The 15,839-nt window shown below is 72.8% G+C and carries 13 protein-coding genes; 8 read left to right on the top strand and 5 right to left on the bottom strand.

All coding sequences use genetic code 11. From position 1 onward, the window contains the following. Positions 1-218: 218 nt before the first annotated feature. Complete coding sequence (locus ACFWPQ_RS27855; protein WP_384040287.1) at positions 219-1,844, bottom strand: alkaline phosphatase D family protein; 1,626 nt, start codon at positions 1,842-1,844, stop codon at positions 219-221. A 194-nt stretch (positions 1,845-2,038) separates the two neighbouring features. Beyond that, positions 2,039-2,683, bottom strand: coding sequence for an HNH endonuclease family protein (locus ACFWPQ_RS27850; RefSeq protein WP_384040284.1), 645 nt, complete (start codon positions 2,681-2,683; stop codon positions 2,039-2,041). Positions 2,684-3,100: 417 nt separating this feature from the next. Between ACFWPQ_RS27850 and ACFWPQ_RS27845 the strand changes: the two genes are divergently transcribed. The 4 genes from ACFWPQ_RS27845 (at position 3,101) to ACFWPQ_RS27830 (ending at position 7,134) form a co-directional block, all read left to right on the top strand. Continuing rightward, complete coding sequence (locus tag ACFWPQ_RS27845; protein ID WP_384040282.1) at positions 3,101-3,682, top strand: TMEM165/GDT1 family protein; 582 nt, start codon at positions 3,101-3,103, stop codon at positions 3,680-3,682. 518 nt (positions 3,683-4,200) lie between these two features. After that, a complete protein-coding gene (locus tag ACFWPQ_RS27840; RefSeq protein WP_384040279.1) occupies positions 4,201-4,863 on the top strand; it encodes an HAD family hydrolase in 663 nt (220 codons plus the stop codon). A 354-nt stretch (positions 4,864-5,217) separates the two neighbouring features. Continuing rightward, positions 5,218-6,351: a DUF2330 domain-containing protein gene (locus ACFWPQ_RS27835; RefSeq protein ID WP_384040276.1), complete on the top strand. Its 1,134-nt coding sequence runs from the start codon at positions 5,218-5,220 to the stop codon at positions 6,349-6,351. A 111-nt stretch (positions 6,352-6,462) separates the two neighbouring features. Then, positions 6,463-7,134 (top strand): O-methyltransferase, encoded by a 672-nt coding sequence (locus ACFWPQ_RS27830; RefSeq protein ID WP_384040273.1) that lies wholly within the window; start codon positions 6,463-6,465, stop codon positions 7,132-7,134. 28 nt (positions 7,135-7,162) lie between these two features. Here the strand turns inward: ACFWPQ_RS27830 and ACFWPQ_RS27825 are convergent, their stop codons facing one another. Continuing rightward, positions 7,163-7,552, bottom strand: coding sequence for a hypothetical protein (locus tag ACFWPQ_RS27825; RefSeq protein WP_361296071.1), 390 nt, complete (start codon positions 7,550-7,552; stop codon positions 7,163-7,165). Positions 7,553-7,644: 92 nt separating this feature from the next. On the opposite strand from ACFWPQ_RS27825, the gene ACFWPQ_RS27820 reads away from it, so the two are divergent. Together ACFWPQ_RS27820 and ACFWPQ_RS27815 are read left to right on the top strand one after the other, a co-directional pair. After that, entirely contained in the window at positions 7,645-8,106 is a 462-nt protein-coding gene (locus ACFWPQ_RS27820) for a DUF1992 domain-containing protein (protein ID WP_384040269.1), read from the top strand. Positions 8,107-8,173: 67 nt separating this feature from the next. Beyond that, positions 8,174-8,677, top strand: coding sequence for a GNAT family N-acetyltransferase (locus tag ACFWPQ_RS27815; protein ID WP_384040268.1), 504 nt, complete (start codon positions 8,174-8,176; stop codon positions 8,675-8,677). Here ACFWPQ_RS27815 and ACFWPQ_RS27810 read toward each other — a convergent pair. Continuing rightward, complete coding sequence (locus ACFWPQ_RS27810; protein WP_384040265.1) at positions 8,670-10,715, bottom strand: DHA2 family efflux MFS transporter permease subunit; 2,046 nt, start codon at positions 10,713-10,715, stop codon at positions 8,670-8,672. The two genes, ACFWPQ_RS27815 and ACFWPQ_RS27810, sit on opposite strands and share 8 nt — an antisense overlap. 172 nt (positions 10,716-10,887) lie before the next feature. Between ACFWPQ_RS27810 and ACFWPQ_RS27805 the strand changes: the two genes are divergently transcribed. Continuing rightward, complete coding sequence (locus ACFWPQ_RS27805) at positions 10,888-11,877, top strand: peptidoglycan-binding protein (protein WP_384040262.1); 990 nt, start codon at positions 10,888-10,890, stop codon at positions 11,875-11,877. 95 nt (positions 11,878-11,972) lie between these two features. On the opposite strand, the gene proP is transcribed toward ACFWPQ_RS27805, so the two are convergent. After that, entirely contained in the window at positions 11,973-13,346 is a 1,374-nt protein-coding gene (gene proP / locus ACFWPQ_RS27800; RefSeq protein ID WP_384040259.1) for a glycine betaine/L-proline transporter ProP, read from the bottom strand. A gap of 366 nt (positions 13,347-13,712) precedes the next feature. Here proP and ACFWPQ_RS27795 point away from each other — a divergent pair, with 366 nt between their 5' ends. Beyond that, entirely contained in the window at positions 13,713-15,758 is a 2,046-nt protein-coding gene (locus ACFWPQ_RS27795) for a bifunctional glycosyltransferase 87/phosphatase PAP2 family protein (RefSeq protein WP_384040256.1), read from the top strand. The last annotated feature ends 81 nt before the right edge of the window (positions 15,759-15,839 follow it).

Below are 15,839 nucleotides of genomic sequence, written 5' to 3'. Positions count from 1 at the left end.
GGACTCGCGGACCGACTCGTGGTCCGACCCGTGAACCGGCTCCTGGGCGGACTCGTGGGGGGAGGAGGACAAGGACGTGACTCCCGGGCGGGTGGGGGCGCAGGGCAGGAACACCGCCCGCACGGGATCAGGAAGCGGACGGTCCGCCTCATCATGCCGTCGCGGTTAACAGTTGCCAACGCGGGCCCCACGCACCCCAGTTGTCCCTCAATTCCCCCTCATGAGGTGGTGAGGACGGACTCCTCCACGGTCTCCAGGGTCCCGTTCCGCCGGGCCCGCTCCAGCCGCAGCCGGGCCGAACGGCCGTGCAGCGTCAGCGTCATGAGCTGGTTGCCGAACCATGGTCCGCCCCTCCTCCGCCAGGTCACCGGCGGCCGCGCACAGCGCCCGTGCCGGGCGAACCGCCGTCCGAGGAACCGGGCGAAGGCGCTCCAGCCGAACCGGAAGCCGGCCCGGATCGTCGGCGGCACGGAGTTGTGGACGGGGGAGCAGGTGAGTTGCAGCACAGGGGAGTCGGGGGCGGCCCCGGCGGGCCACGCGGGCTCGGCGACGTACGCGTGATGGACGTCTCCGGAGAGCACGCAGATGGAGGCGGGCGCCCCGGGCCCGGAGCCGGTCCGGGCGAGCAGGGCGGCCAGCTCGGCGAAGGACGCCGGGAAGGCCGCCCAGTGCTCCAGGTCGGCCGCGCGGCGCAACCGTTCCCCGAACCTCGCCCAGCGGGGCCCGCGTTCGCCCCGGCACAGTGCCGCGTCCCAGGTCTCGACGTCGTGTATGAGGTGCGGCAGCAACCAGGGCAGCGAGGTGCCGACCAGGAGGTGGTCGTACGACTCCCGGCCGTCCAGGGCCTGTTCGCGCAGCCACTCGGCCTCGCCGGGGTCGAGCATGGCCCGGCTCTGCTCGTCCAGCACCCGCGCCGCCCGGGTGTCCACCATCAGCAGCCGCACCCGCCCGAGGTCACGCCGGTAACTCCACCGCACCGAGGCCGGATCGGCGTCGGCCTCGGCGGCGAAGGCACGCAACTCCTCCGTGCCGTCCGGTGAGTCGCACACGGCGGCGTACAGGGGATCGGCGGCCAGCTCGGCCGGGGAGAGGTTGCCCAGGTGCTGGTGGACCCAGTACGACATCAGCCCGCTGAGCAGCCGCTCCTGCCACCAGGGGGTGGCACGCAGGTCGGCCAGCCAGGCGGCGGAGGTGTTCCAGTCGTCGATGACGTCGTGGTCGTCGAAGATCATGCAACTGGGCACGGTGGAGAGCAGCCAGCGCACCTCCGGGTCCAGCCAGGACTCGTAGTAGAGGCGGGTGTACTCCTCGTAGTCCGCGACCTCGGCGCCGGGCGGGTCGGCGAGGCCGCGGCGGGCGGCCAGCCAGCGCCGGGTGGCCGCGGAGGTCTCGTCGGCGTACACCTGGTCGCCCAACAGCAGCAGCACGTCCGGCCGTCGGCCGCCGGCGGCGATGCGCGCGGCGAGGCTGTCCAGGGCGTCCGGGCCGACCGGGTCGTGGCCGTCGGCGGGCGGCGCGGCCCAGCGGCAGGAGCCGAAGACGACGTCCAGGCTGTCGTCCTCGGTCCGGGTACGGATCACCGAGGGCGGGAAACGGGAGTCGGGCAGCGGCCACACGTGCGTGCCGTCCAGGAGGACGTCGTACGACGGTGACGTCCCCGGAGTCAGACCGGTGACCGGGACCAGGGCGTAGTGGTGGCCGGCCACCTGGAAGGTGCGCGCGGTGCCGCCCGCGCCGTCCGGGCAGCGGACCTCGGCGGTACACGGACGGCTCGCCTCGACCCAGACGGTCGCCGACGAGCCGTCGGTGTACCTCAGCAGCGGTCCCAGGCGCAGTCCGGCCACGATCGCCCCGCTCTCTTCCTCGGTCGGTTCGCCTCCGTCGCCCCGTACGGTACGGAACGACGGAGGTCGGCGGGGAGGTTCCGACGCCGGAAAGAGAGCCGGAGAGAGCCGGAAAGAGAGCCGGAGAGAGCCGCGAGGAGGGCGGCGCGTGGCCGGAACGCGGGGGAAGCGGGACCCTGCGACGGCCGGCCGGTTCAGCAGGCGGACAGGTAGCTGGTGAGCGCGCTCTTCTCGGCGGAGTCCACGGAGAGGCCGTAGTAGTACTTCACCTGGACCCAGGCGCGGACGTAGGTGCAGCGGTAGGAGGTGAGGGACGGCATCCACGTGGCCGGGTCCTGGTCGCCCTTGGACTGGTTCACGTTGTCCGTGACGGCGAGGAGCTGCGGGCGGGTGACGTCGTTGGCGAAGGCCTCGCGCTGGGCGGTGGTCCAGTTGCGGGCACCGGAGTCCCAGGCCTCGGCCAGCGGCACGAGGTGGTCGATGTCGACGTCGGAGGCGGCGGTCCAGGTGGCGCCGTCGTAGGGGGAGTACCAGCTGCCGCTGGTGGCGGTGCAGGCGGAGTTGGTGACGACGTTCGTACCGTCGCGCTTGAGGATCCACTCACGGGTGTTGCAGGTGCCGCTGATGGTGTCCCAGGTCGGGAACAGGTCGCGGTCGTAGCCGGTCCTGACCTCGGTCGCCACGGTGAGCGAGGCGAGGTAGGTGCGGGCGGTGGACGCGCTGACCGGGGTGGGGAGGGCGGCGGAGGCGCTCGGGGAGTTGAACAGTGCGGCGGAGGCTATGAGTCCGGTGAAGGCCGCGAGTATGCTGAGTCGTCGACGCGCGTAGAGTTTCGGCATGCGAACTCCCTTGTGGGGTGGGGGTGTTGGAGCGCGAGCGAGGGAATGCTCGCGCTGCCGTGTTGCCGATGGGTGAGCGTTCGGTAAGAAACTAGTGACGTGTTCATGACACGACAAGGTGTGCGACGTGACTCACAGGTGGGGGCGCCGGCCTTGGGATCGGTGGCGTGGTCACGTACTCTTGACGGCGTTGAAGGGGAGTAGCTCTTCGCCGGACCGTCGACATACTGCTCAGCTCGTCTGAGCCGGCGCCCGGAGGCGGACCTCGGCCATCTCGGTCAGGGGCGCCAGCGAGACCTTCGGCAAGCAGTGCACGCCTGTGTCGTACGGCACGGGTGATCGTGTGCTGCCGTGCCGAGGTGTTCGTCTGCGAAGTGCGGTGCTCTCGGTGGGGTGGCCCCGACCGATTGAGGACCCTTGATCAGCATCACCGTGACGGCGCTCGTCTTCGGCGTCATCTTCCTCGCCGAACTGCCCGACAAGACCGCGCTGGCCGGCCTCGTCCTGGGCACGCGCTACCGGGCGTCGTACGTCTTCGCCGGTGTCGCCGCGGCCTTCCTGCTGCACGTCGTGCTCGCCGTCGCGGCCGGCAGCGTCCTGACCCTGCTCCCGCAGCAGATCGTGCACGCGCTGACCGGTGTGCTCTTCCTCGGCGGCGCGGCCGTGCTGCTGCTGAAGAAGGACGAGGAGGAAGAGGAGATCCGGGGGCCGGCCGACCAGTCCTTCTGGAAGGTCGCCGGCACCGGGTTCATGCTCATCCTGGTCGCCGAGTTCGGGGACCTCACGCAGATCATGACCGCGAACCTCGCGGCCCGCTACGACGACCCGATCTCCGTCGGCCTCGGCGCGGTGCTCGGCCTGTGGGCGGTGGCCGGACTCGGCATCGTCGGCGGCAAGGCGCTGATGAAGAAGGTGCCGCTGCGGCTGATCACGCAGATCGCGGCGGTGCTGATGCTGGCGCTGGGCGTGTGGAGCCTGGGGGAGGCGATCGCGGGCTGAGCCGCCCGCGTCCGGGCCGCGTCCCGGCCGCGCCCCGGTCGAGCCCTGGCCGAGCCCTGGCCGGGCGGGGCTCCCCGCGACTGTGCCCCGGCCGGGCGGGGCTCCCCGCGGCGCGCCCGGCCTGCCGCGTGCGCCCGGGCTGTCGGCGCGCTGCGGCCCGTGCCGGCGTTTCCGGCGCGGTTCCCGCGCGCTGCGATCCGTTCCGGCGTTTCCGGCGTGCCGCGACCCGTTCCGGTGTGCTGTGGCCCGGTCCGGCGGCTGCGATCCGTTCCGGCGCTTCCGCCGTGCCGCGACCCGTTCCGGCGTGCTGTGACCCGTTCCGGCGTGCTGTGGCCCGGTCCGGTGTGATCGGCCGAGCTGAAGACTCGGTGAACGGTCGGCGAAGGCGGTGGCGGGATCGGCGTTCTGTTTTGTACCGTGGAGGAACAAAGTGGCTCCCGCCCGTTTTCCCTGACCGGCGGGCGGGGCCGCCTTGTTCTTCCCGGCCTGCTTTCGGCCTGTGCACTAGGAGCTGCCCGATGACGGCCACCGTCCTCACCGCCCGCGCCCTCCTGCTCGACATGGACGGCACCCTCGTCAACTCCGACGCCGTCGTGGAGCGCATCTGGCGGCGCTGGTCCGAGCGGCACGGGCTGGACGGCGACGAGGTCATGAAGGTCGTCCACGGGCGCCAGGGGCATGCGTCCATGGCGGTGCTGCTGCCGGACCGGCCGGTGAAGCAGAACCTCGCGGACAACGCGCGGATGCTGGCGGAGGAGACCGCCGACATGGACGGCGTGGTGGAGATCCCGGGCGCCGCGGCCTTCCTCGCGTCCCTGGCGGGGCTGCCGCACGCGCTCGTGACCTCGGCGGACGTGGCACTGTCGACGGCACGGATGGCCGCGGCCGGGCTGCCGATGCCGGCGGTGCGGGTGACCGCGGAGTCGGTGGGCGCCAGCAAGCCGGACCCCGAGGGCTTTCTGAAGGGGGCGGCGGAGCTGGGGGTCGCTCCGGCGGACTGTGTGGTGTTCGAGGACTCGGGCGCGGGGATCGTGGCGGGGCGGGCGGCCGGGATGCGGGTCGTGGGCGTCGGGGCGCGGGCCGGGGTGCACGGGCCGGACGTGGTGGTGCGGGACCTCACCGGGGTGCGGGTGGAAGCGGTGGCGGACGGCTCGCTCCGGGTGCACGTCGGCGTGGCCTGAGGCCGGGGCGGGGACGCTTACCGGCGCTTGCCGGGTGCCTCCCCCAGCCTTCGGCCGGGGGACCCCCAGCGCCCACCCGTGCCACCCGTGCCGCCCTGCGGCACGCCTGCCCGCGGCTAGGTGACTACAGGCGCCCCGCAAGGGGCGCGGGGAACTGCGCGACCAGCCTCCACCCACCTGCACTGTTCGAACGATCCGCACCCCCCATGCGTACCGTCGGTGGACAGACGGTGGCTGTCCGGAACAGGCGCAGGAACCATGCCCTCCGCTATACCGTCTGCAGTCGGTGATCCACACACAGGCGGAGGGCATCGGTTCATGATCGGCCAGCGGAGACCTCGCCGACGCACACGTTTGCTCGCGGTCCTCCTCATCCTCGCCGGCATCCAGCTCGGCTGGCTCGCCGCCCCCGCCTTCGCCTGCGCCTGCGGTGCGCTCGTCCCCGACGCCGCCCAGCAGGTCACCGTCGGCCGCGAGGAATCCGTACTGCGCTGGGACGGCACCCGCGAACAGATCGTGATGCGTCTGACGGTGGACGGCGACGCCGACGCCGCCGGCTGGATCATGCCCGTCCCGCACCGCGCCACCGTCGCCCTCGCCGACCCGGCCCTCTTCGACCAGCTGCACACCCTCACCGCCCCGGTGCACCGCACCCGCTCCCACTTCTGGCCCGAGGACGGCGACTGGCCCCTCACCACCGGCGACGACACCTCCACCGGCCCGCCCGGCGCCGGTGCCACCGCCCCCGGCGTCGGCGTCGTCGACCGCCAGCGGCTCGGTCCGTTCGACGTGGCCCAGCTGACCGCCACCGACCCCAGCGCCCTCGGCGGCTGGCTGCGCAGCAACGGCTTCCCCTTCCCGGCCCGCCTGAACACGGCGCTCCGGTCCTACGTCGCGGACCACTGGGAGTACGTCGCGGTCAGACTCGCCCCCGAGACCGCGGACACCGCACTGCGCGGCGCCCTCGACCCGCTCCACCTCGCCTTCGCCAGCGAACGCCCCGTCTACCCGATGCGGCTGTCCCGGCTGGCGGCCACCCCGCAGTCGCTGGGCCTGTACGTCCTCGCCGCGCACCGCATGGAGCCGCGCTCGGCGATCGGCGGCGATCCCCCGCGGGTCGTCTACGCCGGCCGTCTGAGCCGCCCCACCGGCGAGCTGGCCGAGCTGGCCGCCGGCGCCCCGTACCTGACGGCGATCGGCCAGGAGTTCCCGTACCCGTCCCGGATCTCCGCCGACCACGTGCTGCGGCAGGCGTCCTCGGACACCCCGTTCCAGCAGGTGATCTACGAGGACCGGCTGCGCGAGGTGGCCGGGATGCCGGCGTGGCTGCTGACGGTCGGCGGCACGCTGCTGCTGGTCGTCGCGGTCACGTCCCTGGCGGTCGTACGGCGCTCCCGCCGCCCGTCCCCGCCGCCCCCGCCGCCCCCGCCGGTTGAGCCGCCGCCCCCGCCGTCGTACCCGCCGACGCCCCCTGCGCCGATCGGCTGAGTTCCGTCCGGCACCGGGGCGGTGGATCACCGGCGCGCCCGCCGCCTCAGTAGTGCTATCCAGGTAGCTGTCACCGGACAGCCATCTGCATAGGCGAAAGGCAGCGGACGCATGAGCGGCTCTCAGCTCTGGGACGACGTCGACTTCTACTTCACCAGCCACCTGTCACCGGACGACGAGGCGCTCCAGGCGGCCCTGCGGGAAAGCGAGGCGAACGAGCTCCCGCACGTCAACGTCACCGCCAACCAGGGCAAACTGCTCCAGCTCCTCGCACAGATCCAGGACGCCCGGAACATCCTGGAGATCGGCACCCTCGGCGGCTACAGCACCATCTGGCTGGCCCGCGCCCTGCCCGCCGACGGCAGGCTGATCTCGCTGGAGTACAGCCCCCGGCACGCCGAGATCGCGGTCCGCAACATCGCCCGGGCGGGCCTGGAGAAGATCGTCGAGGTGCGGGTCGGCCCCGCCCTGGAGTCGCTGCCCAATCTCGCCGACGAGAACCCGGCCCCCTTCGACCTGGTCTTCATCGACGCCGACAAGGCCAACAACCCGCACTACGTGGAGTGGGCGCTGCGGCTCACCCGCACCGGCAGCCTGATCATCGTCGACAACGTGGTGCGCGGCGGCCGGGTCGTCGACGCGGAGAGCGCCGAACCTGACGTGGTCGGCACTCGCGCCGCGATCGAGCTGATCGCCGCCCACCCGAGGCTGACCGGCACGGCGATCCAGACGGTCGGCAGCAAGGGCTACGACGGCTTCGCACTGGCGCGGGTCCTCGACTGACCCGGCCGGGTCACCGCGAGGGCGTGGCTCAACCCTCGTGGTAGAAGCCCACGTTGACGCTGCGCGGGGCGGTGCGGTCCCGGACGACGATCTCGCCGGAGCCGCCCCGGGGCAGCGCGACGGTCCCGCCGTACGTGATGGCCTGGGCGTACTCCCCGACCTTCAGCAGCACCTCGGAGGACGGTTCGGGCTGGGAGCCGCGCAGCCAGGTGACCTGCCAGCCGCCCTCGGGCCCGCACAGGAACTCCAGGTGCACCCGGGAGACGAACAGCCAGTCGTCGGGCGTGGCGAGCCGGCAGACGGAGGCGTCGCGGCCCACCCGCAGCACGGCGCCCGGGTCGCTCGGCGCGTCGGCCATGAGCATTCCGGCCGTCTCGCCCGCTTCTCCGGACACGGAGGCCATGGTGAGTTCGAGCACGTGCGTTCCCCCTGCGCGGTTTCCTGAATCCTTACTGGATCTCCGGCGCATGATAAAACGCCCGGCCGGGCCGCGTCCGGCACAATGGAGTCATGACCGAGCGAAAGCCACCCGGGGTACCGTTCGAGTCCTGGGTCGACAAGCAGATCGGGGACGCGCAGCGGCGCGGCGAGTTCGACCAACTCCCGGGCCTGGGCGAACCGTTGCCCGCCGGCCTGGACTCGTCGTACGACGAGATGTGGTGGATCAAAAGGAAGATGGCCCGTGAGGGCCTGGCGATGCTGCCGCCGACGCTCGCCCTGCGCAAGGAGGCCGAGGACGCGCTGGCGGCCGCCTACACGGCACCTTCGGAGCGGATCGTCCGCAGGATCATCGAGGACGTCAACGTCAGGATCCGCGACATGATGTTCAAGCCGCCGCCCGGCCCACCGCTGGGCAGGAAGCCGTACGACGTCGAGGAGGTCGTACGCGAGTGGCGGGAGCGCCGCGCGGCGGCCGCGGCGGAACCGAAACCGGAGCCGAAACAGGAACCGGATCCGGACGCCCACGGCTGACCCGGCCCCCCGCGGCCACGCATATCCGGTTGCGCGGGCGGGTCAAGTCCCCCTGGGATTATGGTCCATGGCCTCGACCTCCTGGACGATCACCCCGGAACAGCCGGACTCCGCCGCCGCCCGCGCCCTGTGGCGGGCCTACTACACCGAGGTCAGCGACCGCTGGTACCTGCTCCACGAGGGCCGCCGCACCGACCCGGCCGAGCTGGAGCGGGAGATCGCCGCCCGCCTGGGCGCCGAACTGGCCCCGCCCACCGGACGGTTGCTGGTCGCGCGGTACGACGGTGAGCCGGCCGGCAGCGCGGGGGTACGGCTCCTGGACCCGGCCACCGCCGAACTCACCCGGGTCTTCGTGCACGAGGGGCTGCGCGGCCGGGGCGGCGCAGCGCTCCTCGTCACGGCGGCCGAGGACGCGGCCCGTGCCCTGGGGGCCGCGCGGATCCTGCTGGACACCCGCACCGACCTGGTGGAGGCCCGCGCCCTCTACGCGCGGCTCGGCTACACGGAGACCGGGCCGCACAACGACGACGTCTACGCCGGGCACTGGTTCCGCAAGGAACTCGTCAGCTGATCCGCCGTGCCGCCGGGCGCTGCGGCTGCTGCGGCTGCTCGCGTTCGGTGCCGCACAGCTCGTCGGTCAGCTCCCGGACCAGGCGGTCCAGGTCGGTCGGCCGGTCCGGGGTCCACCAGTCGCCGAGGAGTTCGGCCAGGGACTCCTCGCGGGCCCTGGCGAGCCGTTCGGCGACCTCCTGGCCCTGGCCGGTGAGGGTCAGGTCGAGGCCCAGGCGGTCGGCGAGATGCCGCTCCTCCAGCTGGCGGGCCCCCGCCAGGACGATGGTCATCGGGACCGGGCCGCGCTCGGCGAGCCTGCCCGGCTCCACCGAGCCGTACCGGCGGATCCGCAGCAGCAGCCAGCCGGACGCCGGCAACAGGTCCTGGTACCCGGCCCGTTCGTTTATCTTCCGGTAGACCTCCCGGCGCCCCTCCCGGGTGCCGAGCAGGGACAGCGCCCGGGAGCACTCGTCGTAGGACGACCGCTGGACCGGGTTGGGCGGGATGGTCTCGGACGCGTCCGGCGCGGTGACCGAGCCGCGCAGCCGGTCCTCCTTGAGGAACCAGGCGAGGACGAAGCCGAGGAGGGCGACCGGGGCGGCGTACAGGAACACGTCGGTGATCGACGACGCGTACGCGTGCAGGGCCGCCGGGCGCAGCGCGGGCGGCAGGGCGGCGATGCCCCGCGGGTCGGACTTGAGGGTGTCCGGAGTGGCGCCGGGCGGGAGCCGGACGCCCCGGAAGGCGTCGGTGAGCTTGTCGGCGAGCCGGCTCGCGAAGACGGAACCGAAGATGGCGACGCCGAAGGAGGCCCCGATCGAGCGGAAGAAGGTCGCGCCGGAGGTGGCGACGCCGAGGTCCTCGTACGACACGGAGTTCTGCACGATCAGCACCAGTACCTGCATGACCAGCCCGAGGCCCAGGCCGAAGACGAAGAAGCAGCCGCTCATCGCGGCGGTCGAGCTGTGCTCGTCGAGCCGGTGCAGGAGCAGCAGCCCGAGGGTGGTCACACCGGTGCCGGTGACCGGGAACACCTTCCAGCGCCCGGTACGGCTGACGATCTGCCCGGAGATCGTCGACGACAGCAGCAGACCGATCACCATCGGCAGCATGTGCACGCCCGACAGGGTCGGCGAGATGCCCTGCACGACCTGGAGGAAGGTCGGCAGATAGGTCATCGCGCCGAACATCGCGAACCCGACGATGAAGCTGATCACGGCGGCGAGGGTGAAGGTGCGGATGCCGAAGAGCTTGAGCGGGAGCACGGGTTCGGCGGCCCGCCGCTCGACGGCCACGAAGGCGACGGCGAGGACGACCCCGAGGACCGCGAGCCCGATGATCTGCGGCGAGCCCCACGCCCAGGTCGTCCCGCCCAGTGAGGCCACCAGCACCAGGCAGGTGGCGACGGCGGCGATCAGGAAGGTGCCGAGGTAGTCGATGACGTGGTGGGCGCTCCGGCGCGGGATGTGCAGCGCGGCGGCGATCACGGCGAGCGCGACGACACCGACGGGCAGGTTGACGTAGAACACCCAGCGCCAGCTCAGCTGCTCGGTGAGCAGTCCGCCGAGCAGCGGCCCGAGCACACTGGTCGTGCCGAACACGGCACCGAACAGCCCCTGGTAGCGCCCGCGGTCGCGCGGCGGCACGATGTCCCCGACGATCGCCATCGACAGCACCATGAGCCCGCCGCCGCCCAGCCCCTGCAGGGCGCGGAAGCCGATCAGCTCGCCCATGTCCTGCGCCATCCCGCACAGCGCCGACCCGACGAGGAAGATCACGATCGCGAGCTGGAAGAGCCGCTTGCGCCCGTACTGGTCACCGAGCTTGCCCCACAGCGGGGTGGCGGCGGTGGAGGCCAGCAGGTAGGCGGTGACCACCCACGACAGGTGCTCGAGCCCCCCGAGGTCGCTGACGATGGTCGGCAGGGCCGTCGACACGATCGTCTGGTCCAGCGCGGCCAGCAACAGCCCGAGCAGCAGCGCGCCGATCGGGACCAGCACATTGCCGGGTACCCGCTCCGCGTCCTTCGCCGGGGTGTGCGTCGTTTCCAGGGCCATGGAGACCTCCCGGGGCTTTCGGCCATCTTCCATCGTGGACGGTGTCACCCGGTATGGCCCGTCGAGTCCGCTTCGGGATCTGTGACACGGGAGGGAGACGGGAGGTTTCGGCGAACGTACGTGTGGACGCTCTGCATAATCTGTGGAGTTCGTGGGGGGAGGGAGGAACGCCGTGACGGATACGACCGGGGGCCATCAGTGCCCGGAGTGCGGGACGCCCAAGGGGCCGGACGGCTCGCCCTCCTGCGACTGCAACCGGCGCGCCTCCGACGCCCTGCGCGACGCGCGCACGGCCGAACAGGCGGCCGCGGAGGACTTCGACCCGCTGCGGATACGGCCGTACGTCGCGATCACGGGCGACTCGGACGCGGACGCGGACGCCGGTGCGGACGCCGACGGCGGGGAGACCGCGCCGCTGCCGCTGCCGCTGCCGCTGCCGCTGCCGGTGGCGGTGGGGCGGCCGGCCGTGCCGGTCGCGGCCGAGGCGACCGTGCCGTTGCGGGCGGTGCCCGCCGACGCCCTCGACGCGGCGCCGCAAGCGCCGCAAGCGCCGGAAGCTCCTCGTCGGCGTCACCGGTGGGCCCTGCTCCTGGCGGTCGCCGGGGCGGTGGCCGGGATCCTCGCCGTGGCGGGGTTCGCGAGCGGGATGTTCGCCCGCGCGACGCCGACGCGGGACAGGGCGGCACCGGCGGACGTACGGCAGAGCGTCCCGGACGTGACCCCGAGCACGGCGTCGCCCTCGGCCGCGGCGCCGGTGACGTCGCGGGGATCCGCGCCCTCCTCCTCGGCGCCTTCCGGGTCCGCGAGCCCGAGCGCGTCGCACTCCCCGTCCCCCGCGCCGTCGAGTGCCACCCCGTCCCGGACCGCCTCCCGCTCGGCCACACCGACCGAGTCGGCGTCGACGACGGGTACGGCGGCCTCCGCGCAGCCCACCTCGCCCCCGGTCCTCCGCCCCGGCGACACCGGGGCGGAGGTGACGGAACTCCAGCAGCGGCTGGCCCAGCTGAACCTCTACACCGGGAAGGCCGACGGCCACTACGACAGCAGGACCGAGGACGCGGTGCGGACGTACCAGGTGGCGCGGGGGATCCTGACCGACGAGCCGGGGGTGTACGGAACGGCCACCCGTGCGGCACTGGAGTCGGAGACGACGGAACCGTAGGGGGCGGGCCGACGGGGCGCTCAGCTCGTCGGCTGTCTGCGGGCCGGTGGGGGCTGGGCGCGCAGTTCCCCGCGCCCCCAGGGGCGCGGCCGCCCCTAAAGGGGCGCCTCGACCGACGGTGCTGAACCGGGCAGGGGCTGTCCCGCCGTCTCCGCCATGCGCCAGGCCGCGAAGCCGCCGATCACTGCCGCGGCCATCATGTAGTACGCGGGCATCATCAGGTTCCCCGTCGCTCCGATCAGGGCCGTCACCGCCAGCGGCGTCGTGCCGCCGAACAGGGAGACCGAGATGTTGAAGCCGATCGACAGGGAGCCGTAGCGGACCCGGGTCGGGAAGAGGGCCGGGAGGGCGGCCGGCATCGCGGCCGTGAAGCAGACCAGGAGGAGGCCCAGGGCGCCCATGCCGAGGCCGACCGCGAGCAGGCTGCCCTGGCGGATCAGGAGGAGGGCGGGGACGGAGAGGGCCAGGAAGCCCGCACAGCCCGCCGCGATCACCGGGCGGCGGCCGACGCGGTCGGTCAGGGCTCCGGCGAACGGCTGGACGACCATCATCAGCGCCATCACGCCGAGGACGACCAGCAGGCCGTGCGTCTCGTCGTACTTCAGCTCACTGGTGAGATAGCTGGGCATGTACGACAGCAGCATGTAGTCCGTGACGTTGAAGACCAGGACCAGGGCCATGCACAGGAGCAGGGCCCGCCACTGGCCGGTGATCATCTCGCGCAGGGGGACCTTCGGGCGGGACTGCTCGGACTTCTCGACCTCGGCCGCGAACGCCGGGGTCTCCTCCAGGCGCATCCGCAGGTAGAGGCCGATGATGCCCATCGGGCCCGCGATCAGGAACGGGATGCGCCAGCCCCAGGACGTCAGGTCGTCGGAGGAGAGCAGCGCGGTCATCAGGGTCACCAGGCCGGCGCCGCCGATGTAGCCGGCCAGCGTGCCGAACTCCAGCCAGCTGCCGAAGAAGCCGCGCCTCTTGTCCGGCGCGTACTCGGCGATGAACGTGGACGCGCCCGCGTACTCGCCGCCGGTGGAGAAGCCCTGCACCAGGCGGGCGGCCAGAAGGAGCAGCGGGGCGCCGACGCCGATCGTCGCGTAGGACGGGATCAGGCCGATCGCGAAGGTGCCCGCCGCCATCATGATCATGGTCACGGCGAGGACCTTCTGGCGGCCCACGCGGTCGCCGAGCGGGCCGAAGACCATGCCGCCGAGCGGGCGGACCAGGAAGGCCGCGGCGAAGGCGCCGAACGTGGACAGCAGCTGGGCGGTCGGGCTGCCGGACGGGAAGAAGACCTTGCCCAGGGTCACCGCGATGTAGCTGTAGACGCCGAAGTCGAACCACTCCATGGCGTTGCCGAGCGCGGCCGCCTTCACGGCGCGCCTCACCAGCGCGGGATCGGTGACGGTGGGGGCCGGACCGGGGGCGGTGGCTGTGCGGGGGGACGGGATGACGGCTGTGGCGGTCGCCAAAACGGGGCTCGCCTACCTTTCGTGGGGGACAGGGGGTGCGGCCCGTACGGCGGCGGACGGGCCGGAAAGTGACGATAGGAGTACTTGGGGGCGTTACGTCGCGTACGCGCTTACCTGCGCAGTGCAGCTAAACGCGGTGTGTGCAGGGACGTCTGCCCGCTCCCGTGGCCTTATGCGGGCCGCGCACTGTGATCCTTGTCGCGCTCCGTGGAGGCGACCCCACCCCTCGCACACTGTCGTCTTCCGGACAAAAGGCGGGCGGACGTCAGGTGACGAGGGGGTTGCCTGCGTCTCTGTCCAGAGGCGGTGGGAGCCTCTTAGGGTTCTCAGAACGATGCGCGGGACGGGGCGGGAGGCCGGCGAGGCGTGGCGAACGTGGAGCACGGAGGACGGCAGGGGGAGGCTTTCGGCGGGGCGGAGGCCGGAGCGCGGTTCAGAATGGCCCGGCTCGGCCTGTGGGCGGTGGCCGCGATCCTCGCCGTACGGCAGGTGGCCGCCGTCCTGAGCACCCCGAGCGGGGAACGGCTGACGGACCTGGAGACCTGGGTCGGCCCGGACGGCGTGCTGCACGTCAAGGGCTCCCTGTACGACTCGACGCAGTTCACCGGCACCCCCTTCGGCGGGCTGGCCCTCAAGCCGCTCACCAGAGCCGCCGAGCAGGCCCTCGGCTGGGGCTGGACCTTCGGCACGCTGCTGCTGGTGGTCGCCCTCGGCCTGGTCGCCGCCCGGGCGCTGCCCCAGCCGGCGAGCCGCCGCACCTCGCTGCTGGCCGCGCCGGTCGCGATCAGCCTGCTGATGCTCTCGCTGCCGGTCCGCAACACCCTCTGGCTCGGCCAGACCAGCATCATCCCGGTCCTGCTCGTCCTGCTCGGCTGCTTCGCCGCCCGCGGGCAGCGCGACAGCGGGGTGTGCATCGGCCTGGCCGCCGCCCTCCAGCCGGCCCTGCTGCTGTTCGCCCCGCTGCTGTGGTTCACCGGCCGCCGCCGGGCCGCCCTCGCCACCGGCGCGACCTTCGCCGCCTGCACGGTGCTGGCCTGGGCGGCGATGCCGCACGACTCGTACACCTACTGGGTCCACCACATGGCCGGCGTCGGCCTCGGCGGCGAGGCCGACGCGCTCGCCAACCAGTCGCTGCACGGCGCCCTGCTGCGGTTCGGGCTGAGCGGCCCGCTGGAGATCGTCCTGTTCCTGGCGCTCGCCGCGGCCGTGGCCGTCCTCGCGCTGCGCCGGGCGGTGCGCTACGCCCGCGACGGGCAGCTGCTGCTCGCGGTCGCGATCACCGGCTGCGCGGTGGTGGCGGTGTCGCCCGCAGCCTGGCAGCACCAGCTGCTGTGGGTGCTGCTCGCGGTGGTCGGCAGGGCCGGGCGGCGCGCCGCGGACCGGCCGGTGTGGCCGGTGGTGGTCGTCCTCGTGATGACGCTGCCCGCCAAGGCGATGCTGCCGAACCAGTCGCTCTTCGTGCCCGTGCGCGACAACACGATCCTGCTCGCCGCCCTGGCCGCGGCCACGGTCGTCCCCTTCCTGTCCCGTACCGCCCCGGAGTTCCTGCGCCCGATCCCGACGGACTACGCGGAGCCGGTCCCGGCCCGCTTCCGGCAGGTCCCGCTGGCCGCGTCCCTGCGCCGGGTGCTGACCCGCCCCAACCTCTTCCTCGAACTGGTCGCGATGCGGCTGGTCTACTTCGCCTACCAGCAGATCCGGCTCGCCGCCGCCGGGGACGGGAACGGCACGTCCGGGCGGGCCCGCGCCGAGCGCCACGGGCACCAGATCCACGACATCGAGCGGTTCCTGCACATCGACATCGAGCACTGGGCCAACCACACCGTGTACGGCATCGGCTGGCTGCGGAGCTCCCTCGACTTCTACTACGAGTCCTTCCACTTCGTCGTCCCGCTGACCGTCCTCGCCGTCCTCTACGTCCGCCGCCCGGTCGACTACCGCTGGGCCCGCACCGCCCTCGGCTTCGCCACCGCGTTCGCCCTGATCGGCTTCTGGCTCTACCCGCTGGCCCCGCCCCGCCTGATGCCGGGCCTCGGCATCATCGACACCGTGCACGGCCCGCAGGACTTCGCCAAGCCGGACTACGGCACGCTCACCCAGCTGACCAACCAGTACGCGGCGATGCCCTCGCTGCACTTCGGCTGGTCGCTGTGGTGCGGGATCGTCATCGCCGTCGTCGCCCCGAAGTGGTGGCTCAAGGCCTTCGGCCTGATCCACCCCCTCCTCACGGTCTCGGCGATCATCGGCACCGGCAACCACTGGGTCCTGGACGCGGTGGGCGGTGCGGCGGTGGTCGGCGCGGGCTTCGGCGTCGGGTATCTGCTGCAGGGGCCGCGGGCCCTGCGGGGGGCGGGGGCCGACAGGGGGGACCGGGAGCCCCGGGAGCCGGTGACGATTCCGGCTCCCGGGTGACGCCTTGGGGTGATGCGTTGTCGTTCGGCTGCGGCGCCGTTGGGGCTGGTCGCGCAGTTCCTCCCCCAGCCTTCGGCCGGG

This window comes from Streptomyces sp. NPDC058464 (assembly GCF_042721035.1).
Classification (GTDB): domain Bacteria; phylum Actinomycetota; class Actinomycetes; order Streptomycetales; family Streptomycetaceae; genus Streptomyces.
This window is presented reverse-complemented; position numbering and strand designations above follow the sequence as displayed.